Below are 14258 nucleotides of genomic sequence, written 5' to 3' on the forward strand. Positions count from 1 at the left end.
TTCTGATGTGACAAAACCTGAATCCTGGTCGTTAAAGTGTTTGTTTGCACTCATATTTTAACTGTTAGGACTCAGGTTTTTTTATTTAAAGCAAACTATGGGACAGCAGTGACCGATCTGGTCCCTTTGCTTTATTTTTGGAAATCTTTTTAAATTATTTTAGAATTTTTGGATGACTTCTCGATTTAAATGTCTATCCAAATCATTTTTTGACAAGTTAGAAACAATGCACAAATGCAATCAGCTTTTAATGGTACGGCACTGTTGTAATAATTGATGGCAGACGTTACGGATCATGCTCGCGGTAATCTGAACTTCATTACCGCGTTCATCGACGATATATCCCGCATGTACAGTCTTTGGTTCTAATACGTGTTTTAGGCCTTTATGGATTACTGCTTTACTCATACTCATCACACACTCCTTTTGCTAAGCCTGAAACTGGGAGAAACGGCTTTGGCTAATTCATGCATCTAGTATTGTAAATAAAGGCCCGGTTGTAAAATTTCAGATGTAACAAGTGTTTAACGATATTCTGTTACAATTTTAGCTGAGAATGATATCGTATTGCTCTTGCGTATATAGATTTTCCACCTGGAACTTAATCACGCGATTAATGAAATGTTCTAGATCAGCGACTGCAGGCGCTTCTGCTGTTAATAGACGATCAATAACAGCCGGATGCGCAACGACAGTAAAGCCACTCTGTGACTCATAAGCACGAGCATAACGCAGAATCTCCCTGAATATTTCGTAACATACTGACTCGGCTGTTTTGACATAACCGCGTCCTTGACAGGTCGGACAAGACTCGCACAGCAGATGTTCCAGCGACTCACGGGTGCGTTTCCGGGTCATTTCCACCAAGCCCAGTTCTGATACCTGAGTAATCTTGGTCTTGGCGTGGTCACGTTCTAACATGCGCTCAAACTGTTTCATCACTTCTTCACGATGCTGCGCTTCCTGCATATCAATGAAGTCGATGATAATAATGCCGCCGAGATTACGCAGCCGTAACTGACGCGCGATAACATCCGTCGCTTCCATATTGGTTTTAAAAACCGTATCTTCCAGCGAACGTCCACCAACATAAGAACCGGTATTGACATCAATTGTGGCCATGGCTTCCGTCTGGTCAATCATCAGATAACCGCCAGACTTCAATGCGACTCGAGTTTGCAATGCCTTTTGCAGGTCTTCTTCGACATTATACAAGTCAAAAATTGGCCGCTCGCCCGGATAATGCAGCAAACGGTCTTTCATATTCGGGACAAATTCTTCGACAAATTCCTGCAGCTTGGCATGAATTTCACGTGAATCCACGTAAATTTTAGCAGTTTCTTCATTGGCCAGATCACGAATCACCCGTTGCGGCAAAGGCAATTCTTCAAAGATCAAAGACGGTACTGCAATAATCTTTTGCTTGCGCTGGATATATTCCCAAAGCTTGGCCAGATAAGCCATATCCTGTGCAATGGCTTCTTCTTCAATCCCTTCTGCCGCAGTACGTACAATCACTGAACCTGGCAGCTTATGTTCTGCCTGAATCCGCTCAATGATCGAACGCAAGCGATTGCGCTCTTCCTCGGATTCAATCCGTTGCGATACACCGATATGATTGCCATATGGCATCAGCACCAAATAACGCGAAGGAATCGACAGATCGGTAGACAGGCGTGCGCCTTTGGTACCGAGCATATCTTTCATCACCTGAACCGTGAGGACTTGTCCCGGTTGAAGTAGCTCAAAGACATTCGGGGTTGGCTGATTGCGGGGCCAGACCATATCATTGATATGTAAAAACGCAGTACGAGAAAGTCCGATATCCACGAAAGCAGCCTGCATGCCGGGTAAGACCCGCACCACTTTTCCTTTATAGACATTCCCTACCAGGCCACGCTTGGCCGTACGCTCGACAAACAGTTCATTGACCGTGCCGTTTTCAATTAACGCGACCCGACATTCCATCGGCGTGACGTTAATCAACAACTCGTCAGACATAACTACACTCAAAACATTATAAGAATTCTTTTCAGCAGTTAATTTAGTGCCTTAACCGTCTGTAATAACTGTACTGTCTCATATAAAGGCAAGCCAACCACATTGGAATAACTGCCCTGTATTTTTGGAATATAACGTGCTGCAATTCCTTGAATTGCATAAGCCCCTGCTTTACCCAGTGGCTCACCTGTCGCCTAGTAACTTTCCATATCTGCAGCGCTCAGGATTTGAAATTCGACCTGTGTGCGTACCACTATACTGTATTTTTCATGCTTTGTACGAACACAGACACCGCTATATACATCATGCCACCGACCGGAGATTTTTGTCCACATTTCAATCGCATGTTGTTTGGATTCAGGTTTGCCCAAAATCTCCTGATCCACCCCCAAACTGGTGTCCGCAGCAATAATAATTGCATCAGGATAAAGCTCTGCCACGGCATCGGCTTTGGCACGTGCCAGACGTTCAACATAGGCTGCGACCGACTCGCCTGCTTGTACCGATTCGTCAATTTCTGGGCTGTAAATATCGAAGCTCAGCCCGAGTTGCTGTAACAACTCGCGGCGCCGGGGTGAGCTCGAAGCAAGAATTATACGCGCCATTTTTTCAGCACATAATAAATAGCAGGCCAAACCAGAATACTGGTCAGCATCGGAATCCAGTGCCGTGCATAAGAAAATTGCACGCCAGCCATAATCTGGGTAAAAAAGATTATCAGCAGATATGCGACAATCGCCAGCCCCATAATCACCCAGAGATTATTAAAGGTCAGTATACGGCGTTCACGGGTCAGAAAGCGGGCTAAAAAGGCAATAATGATAAAGCTCAGCGCATTCAGACCCAAAGGTGCATCCAGCAGCAGATCAATAAAAATACCCGTACCAAAGGCAAACCAGATCCCGCACCAGGTTGGCTGACATAACACCCAGAAGAGCATGATCATCAGCATAAACAGCGGACGCCAGCCCGAGAGATTATAGGAAAGTGGATAGACCATTAAAATAGAAGCCACAATCACCGAAATGACAATAGCCATTAAAGGATCACGATGCTTTCTGGATTTCATCTTAGCGATTGACATGCGGTTGCTCCATCGCTAATGAATCGGAAAATAACACCACCACATGATGTCCACCGGCCAGCTGAGCCGCAGGCGTCACATCAATCTGGGCAAATTCACCAGAATTATGGCGTTGTACTTTAGATACCTGCCCCACCAGATAACCTGCCGGGAAATGTTGTCCCAAGCCCGAACTATAGACTTTTTCACCAACCTTGATGTTAGCACTGGTCGGTACATATTCCATTTTTAAACGTCCCAGATCGCCCGTGCCCGAAACAATGGCACGCATTCCGGTATGTTCCAGGCGCACTGACAGTGAATGTTCTTTATCAGACAACAGCATGACCCGACTACTATGCGGATAGACATTGATAATCTGCCCCATGATACCCTTGTCATCCAGTACGGTTTGCCCCACTTTCAGCTCGTTATTCGAACCACGGTTGATCACGATAATATGCCGTAATGGATCGGCATCGGTACCAATCACTTCGGCAATTTCAATACGTCCATCAATGATCAGCGGCGTGTCCAATAGACCGCGCAAACGGGTATTTTCAGCAGAAAGTTCAGAGATTTTTTGTAAGCGTACCTGTGCCTGTAACAGCTCGGCTTGCATCGCGGTATTTTCCCGACGCAATTGAGCTTCAGACTTGGTTTGTTGATTCAACCACTCTCGCGACAATACCGGATAGCTGGCCACCGCATAAATAGGATTATAAGCAGCGTACAGGACATCCCTTGCAGGTTGAACAACATGCGGCATGCGCCAATCAAAGAAAAGCACCACCAGGCATGTTACCAATGCAATGATAAAAGAGCGAAAAGATGGCGGTTGTCGAGAAAACAGATGTGCTTGCACCCGCCGAATCCTTTTCTTAGCCTACGAATAACATGTCATGATTTGGGTTGTCGAAAAATTCGAGTACCTTGCCGCCACCACGTGTCACACAAGACAGTGGATCTTCTGCAACCACAACTGGCAGGCCAGTTTCTTTGGCAAGCAGTTTGTCAAGATTACGCAACAATGCACCACCACCGGTTAACACGATACCACGTTCAGCGATGTCCGAAGAAAGCTCAGGAGGTGTGTGTTCTAAAGCAGATTTCACCGCAGACACGATGTTTTGCAATGGATCAGAAATCGCTTGGGTCACTTCATCTGAATTGACCACAATCGCACGAGGCACACCTTCTGCGAGGTTACGACCACGAACTTCAATTTCCAGCGGTTTAGCGCCTTCATCTGGCAACGCCATACCCACTTCTTTTTTGATCACTTCAGCCGTAGTTTCGCCGATCACACAGCCATGCGCTTTACGCACATAGTTAATGATCTGTTCATCAAAGACATCACCGCCAATCCGTAAAGAGTCTGCATAAACACAACCTTGTAGGGAAATGATTGCAATTTCAGTGGTACCACCGCCAACATCGACCACCATCGAACCACAGGCCTGCTCAACTGGCATCCCTGCACCAATCGCTGCTGCCATTGGCTCTTCAATTAAACGCACATCACGTGCACCCGCATTAAACACGGCTTCACGAATGGCGCGACGCTCAACCAGGGTCGATTTACATGGCACACAGACCACGACACGCGGTGCCGGAGTAAATAAACGGTTTTCATGTACTTTGCGAATAAACTGATTCAGCATGGTCTCAGTGACTTCAAAATCCGCAATCACACCGTCTTTCATAGGACGGATCGCTGAGATATTGGCTGGGGTACGACCTAGCATTTGCTTCGCTTCAAGACCGACTGCCGCAACAATTTTATGTGAACCACTATGACGGATGGCTACAACCGTTGGTTCATTTAATATAATGCCTCGTCCTGGCGCATAAATAAGTGTATTTGCTGTACCTAAATCAATGGCAAGATCGGGCGAAAACAAGCCTATTAGTCGTTTTAGAATCACGGGGACGTTCTCAGTTAAACTTTATATGGACGCAAGGTGGCCACTTTAACTAAATGTGATGATTTGGACAAGTCAATCGCTTATCATAACGCATGATAATTTGAATTTTTTTAATACTGATTAGGTAATATTATGTCTACATCGGATGCACAGCATTCTGCAGATTTAAGTGCAGAAACAGTTTCAGCTATTGCCAACCTTGCAAGGTTATCTCTCAATGATACGCAATCTGCTGAATATGCTCAAAGTTTAAATAAAATTTTAGGCATGATGGAAACCCTGAAAGGCATCAATACTGATGGTGTTGAACCCCTGAAAAGTCCTTTCGACCACCCTCAGCCGCTACGTGATGATGTGGTTACCGAAACCAATCATCGTGAGCAATACCAAGCAGTTGCACCAGCTGTTCAGGATGGCTTGTACCTCGTACCGCGCGTGATTGAGTAATTACTACCCAGTTCATTCTTTTTATTAAATTAAACGTAAAGAATTATTTCTCATGACAGATTTACATCGCTTATCCATTCGTGAACTTAGTGAAGGTCTGGCAAATGCCCAGTTTTCATCTCGCGAATTGACTGAACATTACTTAAAGCGCATTGCAAAAATTGATGCACAGGTCAAGGCCTATGTGACCGTAACTGCTGAACAGGCGTTGGCTGAAGCTGATGCCGCCGATGCTGCAATCAAAGCTGGCAATGCCTCTGCCCTGACTGGTGTGCCAGTTGCCCACAAAGACATTTTCTGTACCCAAGGCATTAAAACCACTGCCGGTTCAAAAATGCTGGACAATTTTATCTCTCCTTACGACGCGACCGTTGTCGCAAAAGGCAAAGCTGCGGGCTTGGTCACTTTGGGTAAAGTGAACATGGACGAATTCGCGATGGGTTCGACCTCTGAGAACTCCTATTACGGCGCAACGGCTAACCCTTGGAACCTGGGTCATGTCCCAGGTGGCTCTTCTGGTGGCTCTGCGGCAGCCGTTGCAGCCGATCTAGCTCCATTTGCAACCGGTACTGACACCGGTGGTTCAATCCGTCAACCTGCATCATTCTGTGGTCTGACCGGTCTTAAACCGACTTACGGTCGTGTATCGCGCTTCGGTATGATTGCCTATGCATCATCACTAGACCAAGGTGGTCCAATGGCACGTTCTGCAGAAGACTGTGCTTACCTGATGAATGTCATGGCCGGTCATGATGCCAAAGATTCAACTTCAATGGATCAAGTGGTAGATAACTATGTCGCGAACCTGAACGCTACCTCAGTAAAAGGTTTACGCATTGGTATTCCAAAACAGTATTTTAATGTTGCTGGCCTAGCTGAAGATGTTAAAGCACGTGTCGAAGAATCACTTAAAAAGTTAGAAGAAATGGGCGCTACGCTTGTTGAGATCGACCTCAACATGACTGAAAGCTATGTTCCGACTTATTACCTGATCGCACCTGCCGAAGCTTCTTCGAATCTGTCACGTTTTGATGGCGTACGTTATGGCTATCGCGCAGAAAATCCTGTGGACCTGATGGACCTGTACAAGCGTTCACGTTCAGAAGGTTTTGGTGCAGAAGTGCAACGCCGTATCCTGATTGGTACGTATGCCCTGTCTGCAGGTTATTACGATGCTTACTATGTAAAAGCACAGAAAGTACGTCGTCTCATTCAACAAGATTTCTTAAAAGCATTTGAATCTGTCGATGTCATCGCAGCACCTTCTGCGCCAACGACTGCCTATAAAATTGGTGCGGATTTAACTCCGGTTGAAATGTACCTGGGCGATATTTACACGCTTGCAGTAAACCTGGCAGGTCTTCCTGCGATTAACGCGCCTGTTGGTTTTGACCAGAACAACTTGCCAGTTGGCTTACAGTTGATTGGGAATTACTGGTCAGAATCTCAATTGTTGTCTGTGGTACATCAGTATCAACAAGCAACAGATTGGCATACAAAACGCGCTGCAATTGCTGAGGAGAACGCATAATGGCTCAAGCTCAAAAATCGGCTAAACCGAAATCCAACCTGATTGATGGTTGGGAAGTCGTTATTGGTATCGAGATTCACACTCAGCTTGCCACCAATACCAAAATTTTCTCGGGTTCATCAACTGTTTTCGGTAATGATCCAAACACGCAAGCCAGCCTGGTTGATTTGGCTATGCCGGGCGTATTACCGGTATTAAACAAAGAAGTGGTTGATCTTGCGATTCGCTTTGGTTTGGGCATCGATGCTTACATCGATCAGGCGTCTGTATTTGCGCGTAAAAACTACTTCTATCCGGACTCTCCAAAAGGCTATCAGATCAGCCAGATGGACAACCCGATTGTGGGCTTGGGTCATATCGACATCCAGCTTGAAGATGGCACGGTTAAACGCATTGGCGTAACCCGTGCGCATCTCGAAGAAGATGCGGGTAAATCGATTCATGATCAGTTCGAAGGTATGTCAGGCATCGACTTGAACCGTGCTGGTACGCCGCTGCTTGAAATCGTTTCTGAACCGGATATGCGTTCGGTTGAAGAAGCGGTTGCTTATATCAAGGCAATTCACACTTTAGTGCGCTGGTTGGGTATTTCTGACGGTAACATGGCGGAGGGTTCATTCCGTTGTGACTGTAACGTGTCTTTACGTCGTCCGGGTCAACCGTTTGGTACACGTTGTGAATTGAAAAACCTGAACTCATTCCGTTTCATTGAACAAGCGATCAATGTTGAAATTGAACGTCAGATGGAAATTCTGGACTGGGATGGCACCATTGATCAGGAAACGCGTCTGTTCGACCCTGTGAAGATGGAAACCCGTTCAATGCGTTCTAAGGAAGAAGCGAATGATTACCGCTACTTCCCAGACCCAGACTTGTTGCCTGTGGTGATTGCTGATGAGCAAATCGAAGCCATTAAAGCAACCATGCCTGAGCTTCCTGCTGCACGCCGTGCACGTTTCGTGGCGGACTTTGGTGTGACTGAGTACGATGCACACGTTTTAACGCTTACACGTGAAATGTCAGAGTTTTACGAAGAAGTTGTCGCTGCTGCTGGCGGCGCTGCACAAGGTAAAGTGTCTGCAAACTGGGTGATGGGCGAATTCTCAGGGGCGCTAAACAAAGCAGGCTTAGATCTTCAAGATTCTCCTGTATCTGCGGAAAAACTTGGCGGTATGATCGCGCGTATTGTGGATAACACGATTAACGGTAAGATCGCGAAGCAAGTATTCGGCTTTATGTGGGAAGAAGGCAAATCTGCGGACGAGATTATTGCTGAAAAAGGCTTGAAACAGGAAACTGATACAGGCGCGATTGAAGCGATTATTAAAGACGTGCTTGCTGCCAACGAGAAGATGGTTGAAGAGTATAAGTCTGGTAAAGAGAAAGCCTTTAACGGTCTTGTTGGTCAAGTGATGAAAGCAGCGAAAGGCAAAGCTAACCCTGCACAAGTCAATGAATTGATGAAGAAATTGATTGGTTAAAATCAATTAGTTTTTCAATAGAAAACCCGTCTTAGGACGGGTTTCTTTTTTCAAAAAAATCCTGCATTCTACTTTTAATAAATAATAGTGGTGTAGCATCTCCTAAATATTCTTTCTCAATCAAATCACATAACTCAAAAATATATTTCTTTATGTAAATATTATATTCATACGAACTCTGTTCACCTTTCTCAGTACTAAGATTCATAAATGAAGTTAATCCATCATTATCATCTGGCAAATATCTCCACTTCCAATACAAACCTACCAACAAATTAGATTTTGTACCAAGATAAGCACAGGTTTTAAGAAAAATATCTCTATCATAGTTTTTGAAAGCTATCTCTTCGAGTACATAATAAGTGAAATATTCGAAAAATTTCATTCTTATAACAGGGTGTGGATGCGTACTTTCAAAAATATTCAGTTGCTCACTGTAAGTACCATCATAATAAAATTGATTAAAAACACAGGCTTGTCCACATAAAAGCATATATACGTTATTGAAAGTAAGTTGTTTATTATAAAGCATATATTTCAAGGTTATCATCATCCCGTTTATATCTGCTAACAACTCCATTGATTGTCTAAATGGAATTAAATCCTGACTGTTATCAAAAGCTGTGGAAGTACTAATTTCTGAGTAATATTGACCTGACTTATACCCCATATCTTTCAATATTTTCATATGTTTTTGGAGCAGATGAGAAACCTCATGTGATAGAACTGATACCAATGTCCATTGCCAAAACATTGTTTTACTTACTTGAACATTTGCATCTATCAAATCATGCTTTTGGCTATCTTTTAAGGCTTGAACAGCTATAGTGGCAAAATCATCAAGTTTATTTAAGTCAAATTTAGGTAAATCATTGAATAGAAAATCACTATCCTTATATAAATCAAAGTTATTTAAATCATCTATATTTTGCGGTGAATCTTGATAAAATTTTTTAGAGTAAGCCGTAAAAGTAAAAGCCCATCTATAAAGCTCAATTAACATATTTTGTGTAATCAATATTTGGGCAACTTTGTAGTCATCACCTACAAAACCTGCATATGCATTAATAGTTGCTCTATTAACTATTTTGATATGAATTTTTAAATCTGTATCTTTTAGTAAATCTGTTTTTAAAAAATTATCAAACTTTAAAATCATTAATGATGATAAATCGCATATGTTTTTTTCATCAATAAACATGTTACGTTCATCAAACATTTTTTCTTGCTTTATATAGCTTTTTTCTTCTTTACTTGACACCAAATCACCACATATACAATCTAAATAAAAAATATTATAATATAAATCATCAATTTAACTAAACAAAAAATCAAAGTGAGCACTCACTTTACATCTAAAAATATGACCATCAAAAAAGTATCCTCTATCGCCAAACTCGAAGACTTAGGACGCATTCAACTCTCAAAGTCTTTCTTTATGCGTGATTTATAGAATCCCTCTAAATCTCCCTTTAAAAAAGGGAGACTTTGTCATGTGATTAATTTGATACACGTGGTTCCCTCTCCTTTGACAAAGGAGAGGGTTAGGGAGAGGATTTACTAGATCAAAAAGAATCTTACATCCCTTTTACAACCCCAACTTATTCAACAAATCTGGGGTTAAAAAAGTCTGTGCAACACGATTCAAATCGATATAACGCAGCACACCTTTGAGCTGATTATTAATTTCCGGATTCTTTAAAATTTCCTCGCCTGTGGTTTTGCCTAAAGCCTGAAAACTATCTCCAACCGCTTGCAAACCTTCAGCCTGAATCACCGCCTTGGTCTGTGCTGAACATTGCTCCACTAAAATGCGCTGCAACACCGTCGCCAGATTCTTGTCTAATGCTTCCTTTTGACTCGCGGTCACATTGCTAAAAGCTTTTAAGTCGGGATGATTACCTAAAGCCACAAAGGTCCATTGCAACACCGTAGTTTTATCAGTAACTGTAGTGGACTTCATTAAACAATCACTCAGCTGATCGACCGTTGGGCCAGCCATCGTAACCTGTGCTGCTCCCAACAATGCTGCACCTAGAAAAAATAAACGAATACGAGAAGAATTTTTTAAACTCATCACCACTTCCTTTTAATATGACATCAGCATTTTGGCGCTGAAAATAGTTTCTTTGTATCATGTAAAAAGGAAATATACTGATAGAACTCTGTAAAACCTGAACTGGATTTAAAATTAATTCAGATGAAAAATTTCATCCCATCATGCTATTCATTAGATGGTGATATTGATCGAGTAAACTTAGCGTTATTATTCAAATTAAAACAATAAAAATAATCATGATGACTGCAAACACCTTCAACAGCATCCTTCCTTGGAGACTGGTTGTGTTCTTTAGCTTGACCGTATTGTTATTGATCCATCCTGTTTTTCGAAGATAGATGTTCGAATCGCGCGACCTGCCCAGCAAACGCAGTCGGATCTCATCCTCTATATCCGACCTGATTGAACTGATTTTTTATCCCATCTTCTGGTGAATCAAAATCATCATACGGATTCTGGATTAAATACGTTTAATTCAGTGCTTATTTGATCTGTCTCAACATATTCTTCGCACCACTATGATTATAGTTATTAGACAGATTCTGTAGCACACGCTTGGCCTGAGCTTTAGCATTTGGGAAACGGCTGGCATAGACCGGAATACTGTTCAGACAGCGTGCAACCAACATCCCTGATTCAGTATAGACACGTGTTCCCTCTGTGCCCTGCAATTTGCCATAGTTATAGGCACGCTGGGCATTATTACAGGCATTATTCAGATTTTTGCCACTGTTAATATCACGTCGCGCTGCCACGTAAATCTTCATCTGATGTTGTTGCGGTGTGTCTGCTACCGTAGCTCGAGCTGATACCGCTGCGAGCTGCTTTTTCTCTGCTTCTTTTTTCTCAAGCTCTTTTCTTTCTAATTCCTTTCGCTCTAATTCTTTCCTCTCCAGCTCTTTACGTGCTGATTCCTTCAGTTCATTTGTCGTCTTTGCGACAGGAGTCTTAGGAGGAGTCATGGTTTTTATCAATGCAGGGGTGGTTTTCTCCACAGCAACCCTGGCTTTAGTTGGACGATAAAAGTTTTTTGCTTGAGAAGGGCTCATGACCTGGGTGAGTAGTCGAACACTACGCGTCTGGCTAGATTTATCAACTTGTCGTTCAGAAGTTGGTTCAATCGAGACAATCCAGCTTTCAGTCAGGTCGTCCATACGACACTGATAGGCACCGCTACCCTGTACAACACCCCGATTAGCACTGAGGCGTTTGCGCTGGGAAACATCTGCCACTGCACTAAAATTACTTTTATACAGCAGTGAAAATTTACCGCCCTGTTCATGACAATATTGCGTCAGTATCGAACGCGGATACATGGCCTGAGTCGTGTTATTTTTCTGAGCTTGTCCCCAAAGATAAACATAATCTTTTGCACTACCATCACGTTGATTCAAAGCCCGTTTGGCAATTAGTTCTTCCGGACTGGCAAAAGGATGTAACACCTCTGATTTCAACCGATTCACGCTATTACATCCAGCTAAAGCTGCTGCCCCTATTATTAGAATTATTACTTTTAGCTTCACAGCAAATATCTCAACCCCAAAATCCCGTATAACATAGCTTAAATAGCACAAAACAACAAACACAAGATATTGATAACTATAATATTTAAATGGTAAAAAGGCACATATTAGCTTAACTTTGCTGATTATGCCAAGCTTCATGTGATAAAAATTGACACAAGTATCATTCTTAAATCAGTTCAAATAATAAACAATTCCATTCAGGACTCAAGAAAAAGATAGAAAAAACACATAAAAAACCGAAGAAGGCGGTGAGTCCTTCTCCGGCGGCTTATTCAGGGAACGCTACAGACCTTTATTATAATGGGTAATAAATTTACCTTTTATCCGCTATAACATTGCCTGAACAAGATCAGCGTAAGAATAATTTCTTCAACGTACACTTGTTATTTTTATACGTCAAACCACCTGAAATTAAACACCATCTTGGCTGGCCCTTAGGATTCTAGACAAGAAAAAAATATCTGAATACCCCAATATTAGGAGGTTCTGACACGATTTACCTAAGTCATCTGACCAACGGTCAGATCGATATTTTCCATTGGATCTTGTAGACTAAATCGCCATAAAAAAAGCCAAACCTAAAACTGTTTGGCTGATAAAGCAGGATAATAATACGAGAAAAAATTAATCAATATGTGATTCAAATGCTTTCAACCGTTTATAGATCGACATCAGTTCAATAATCGTCGGCCAAGACAGAATCAGATACTGGAAAGATTCCCGCACTTTGCCGAACACATTCAGGATTTGCATCATCAAACCAAGAGTAATTGCCCCTGCTGCAATACTTGGAAACAGAATAAATAATCCGTAAATATTATCTAACTGCAAGTACCAGATCCGAACCATGTTGAAATAAGCATAGTGAAAATACAACCGGAAATAATTCCAGCGTACTCGGCTAAACAGTTCTTGGAGTGTCAGCGGATGTGCGCGATCAGCATAATCTTCGCCATAGACCAGCTCTTTACGATAGGCTGCCTCAACCTTCTGGTTATTAAACTCCAGTCCGGGCAGCTTCATTCCCACAACCATCAAAATAACCGTACCCAATACTGCCCAGCCGATCGAGGCCCACATCAAAGCATGCGGTATTTCTCCTACAATTGGTAAAACCTTCACGTGACTAGAGAGCTGATACAAGATCGGCAGGAATGCCATCAGCAACATCAGCGCTTCAATCAAGGAAACACTCAACTGTTCTGTGGTTTTGGCAAAGCGCATGGTGTCTTCCTGGATGCGTTGTGATGCACCTTCAATATGACGTAACTGCTCCCAATGTGCGGTGTAATAATCATTCATCGCGGTACGCCAGCGGAAGACATAATGGCTGACAAAAAACAGGTTAAATACTGCTAAAGTGACATAAACCATCGCAATATAAATAAAGGTTAATGCGCCTTGATACAGCAATGAAACATCCCCACCACCCTTAGTGAGTATTTGTTGAATCTGATCATAAAACGGGCTATACCATTCATTTAATACGACATTGACCTGTACCCCGAACCAGATATTAAACAGAATAAATGCCGAGCCCCAGACCGACCAGCGCTGCCATCGGTGTCCGGCTTTCCATTGCCAGAACAGCGCAAATATCGTAGTTGCAATGAAATACCAGAGATAGAACCAGATAAATTGAGCTGACCAGAAACGCCCGATACCGATTGTAAGCTTTTCATCAAAATAACCTTCAGGAAAACCCAGATAGGTTCCCCATCCTGATCCGCCACTATGCCAAAGCACAAGATTAATGATAAACCACAAAATCAGGCTGCTAAAAAACCAGACGGGTTGCGGGAAAAATGACTTAAACATGCCGACCCAGTTCTCCTTATGTCTCTTGGTCATCCAAATGACGCATAGTTTATTCTTATTTTAGATTTTTACTGTTATAAAGCATTAATTTTCAATTTAGTGTAAAAAAGGATAGAAGGATATCGAGTCTCTAGAAACTTATTTTTATCATTCAGCTCTGCCTTATGATTTTCCTTATATTCTCGATTTTTATCATTCAGCCGAGCGATATCAAAAACAAAAAAATTATCATGTTTTTGACCTTTCGTTATTTTGATAGACTTTTTTATGCCTGTTATCTGTCGGGTTTATGTAAAAGAACCTCATGCTTCCGAGTACTGCAAGAATAGGATGAAAATCAGGCATACTGCATGTCTTCTAGGTGTCTTTTACCTAAATAGAGCACTTCTCCCTATTTGAATAAA

At 42.4% G+C, this 14258-nt stretch carries 12 protein-coding genes and 1 pseudogene; 3 read left to right on the forward strand and 10 right to left on the reverse strand.

The features are described 5' to 3' along the window. Positions 1–240: 240 nt before the first annotated feature. The 6 genes and pseudogenes from WFH18_RS10410 to WFH18_RS10435 all read right to left on the reverse strand — a co-directional run bounded on the left by WFH18_RS10410 (position 241) and on the right by WFH18_RS10435 (position 4992). Positions 241–414, reverse strand: coding sequence for a PA1571 family protein (locus tag WFH18_RS10410; protein ID WP_004646222.1), 174 nt, complete (start codon positions 412–414; stop codon positions 241–243). Positions 415–546: 132 nt separating this feature from the next. Continuing rightward, positions 547–2001 carry a ribonuclease G gene (gene rng / locus WFH18_RS10415; protein WP_004646221.1) on the reverse strand — a complete coding sequence of 485 codons (1455 nt, stop codon included), beginning with the start codon at positions 1999–2001 and terminating at the stop codon, positions 547–549. Positions 2002–2039: 38 nt separating this feature from the next. Continuing rightward, positions 2040–2606: pseudogene (locus WFH18_RS10420) on the reverse strand (Maf-like protein). After that, positions 2594–3085, reverse strand: a complete 492-nt coding sequence (mreD, locus tag WFH18_RS10425; protein WP_005251220.1) for a rod shape-determining protein MreD — start codon at positions 3083–3085, stop codon at positions 2594–2596. The pseudogene WFH18_RS10420 and the gene mreD overlap by 13 nt, the downstream one beginning before the upstream one ends. After that, complete coding sequence (mreC, locus tag WFH18_RS10430) at positions 3072–3929, reverse strand: rod shape-determining protein MreC (protein WP_004279362.1); 858 nt, start codon at positions 3927–3929, stop codon at positions 3072–3074. Before mreC ends, mreD begins: the two co-directional genes overlap by 14 nt. A 16-nt stretch (positions 3930–3945) precedes the next feature. After that, complete coding sequence (locus tag WFH18_RS10435) at positions 3946–4992, reverse strand: rod shape-determining protein (RefSeq protein WP_004279360.1); 1047 nt, start codon at positions 4990–4992, stop codon at positions 3946–3948. A gap of 132 nt (positions 4993–5124) precedes the next feature. Between WFH18_RS10435 and gatC the strand changes: the two genes are divergently transcribed. From gatC to gatB, 3 genes are read left to right on the forward strand one after another with little or no spacing between them, the layout of a single operon-like run. Beyond that, on the forward strand, positions 5125–5439 hold the full coding sequence (gatC, locus tag WFH18_RS10440) for an Asp-tRNA(Asn)/Glu-tRNA(Gln) amidotransferase subunit GatC (protein ID WP_064095715.1): 315 nt from the start codon (positions 5125–5127) through the stop codon (positions 5437–5439). Positions 5440–5491: 52 nt separating this feature from the next. Next, positions 5492–6970 carry an Asp-tRNA(Asn)/Glu-tRNA(Gln) amidotransferase subunit GatA gene (gene gatA / locus WFH18_RS10445; protein ID WP_085064471.1) on the forward strand — a complete coding sequence of 493 codons (1479 nt, stop codon included), beginning with the start codon at positions 5492–5494 and terminating at the stop codon, positions 6968–6970. Next, entirely contained in the window at positions 6970–8451 is a 1482-nt protein-coding gene (gene gatB, locus WFH18_RS10450; RefSeq protein WP_305177575.1) for an Asp-tRNA(Asn)/Glu-tRNA(Gln) amidotransferase subunit GatB, read from the forward strand. Before gatA ends, gatB begins: the two co-directional genes overlap by 1 nt. Before the next feature lie 31 nt (positions 8452–8482). Here gatB and WFH18_RS10455 read toward each other — a convergent pair whose 3' ends face one another. From WFH18_RS10455 to sbmA, 4 genes are all read right to left on the reverse strand, one after another. After that, a complete protein-coding gene (locus WFH18_RS10455) occupies positions 8483–9712 on the reverse strand; it encodes a hypothetical protein (RefSeq protein ID WP_336754820.1) in 1230 nt (409 codons plus the stop codon). A gap of 327 nt (positions 9713–10039) precedes the next feature. Then, positions 10040–10528 (reverse strand): hypothetical protein, encoded by a 489-nt coding sequence (locus tag WFH18_RS10460; RefSeq protein WP_305177589.1) that lies wholly within the window; start codon positions 10526–10528, stop codon positions 10040–10042. A 464-nt stretch (positions 10529–10992) separates the two neighbouring features. Further along, positions 10993–11973: a hypothetical protein gene (locus tag WFH18_RS10465; RefSeq protein WP_305177590.1), complete on the reverse strand. Its 981-nt coding sequence runs from the start codon at positions 11971–11973 to the stop codon at positions 10993–10995. A 687-nt stretch (positions 11974–12660) separates the two neighbouring features. Continuing rightward, complete coding sequence (gene sbmA, locus WFH18_RS10470) at positions 12661–13854, reverse strand: peptide antibiotic transporter SbmA (RefSeq protein ID WP_305177591.1); 1194 nt, start codon at positions 13852–13854, stop codon at positions 12661–12663. Between the last annotated feature and the right edge of the window lie 404 nt (positions 13855–14258).

The organism is Acinetobacter sp. USHLN143, assembly GCF_037145695.1.
In the GTDB taxonomy this organism is placed as follows: Bacteria; Pseudomonadota; Gammaproteobacteria; order Pseudomonadales; family Moraxellaceae; genus Acinetobacter; species Acinetobacter fasciculus.

Coding starts and splice junctions, on each gene's coding strand:
- WFH18_RS10410 (WP_004646222.1), bottom strand. CDS start 414: ATGAGTATGAGTAAAGCAGTAATCCATAAAGGCCTAAAACACGTATTA.
- rng (WP_004646221.1), bottom strand. CDS start 2,001: ATGTCTGACGAGTTGTTGATTAACGTCACGCCGATGGAATGTCGGGTC.
- mreD (WP_005251220.1), bottom strand. CDS start 3,085: ATGTCAATCGCTAAGATGAAATCCAGAAAGCATCGTGATCCTTTAATG.
- gatC (WP_064095715.1), top strand. CDS start 5,125: ATGTCTACATCGGATGCACAGCATTCTGCAGATTTAAGTGCAGAAACA.
- gatA (WP_085064471.1), top strand. CDS start 5,492: ATGACAGATTTACATCGCTTATCCATTCGTGAACTTAGTGAAGGTCTG.
- gatB (WP_305177575.1), top strand. CDS start 6,970: ATGGCTCAAGCTCAAAAATCGGCTAAACCGAAATCCAACCTGATTGAT.
- WFH18_RS10460 (WP_305177589.1), bottom strand. CDS start 10,528: ATGAGTTTAAAAAATTCTTCTCGTATTCGTTTATTTTTTCTAGGTGCA.
- sbmA (WP_305177591.1), bottom strand. CDS start 13,854: ATGTTTAAGTCATTTTTCCCGCAACCCGTCTGGTTTTTTAGCAGCCTG.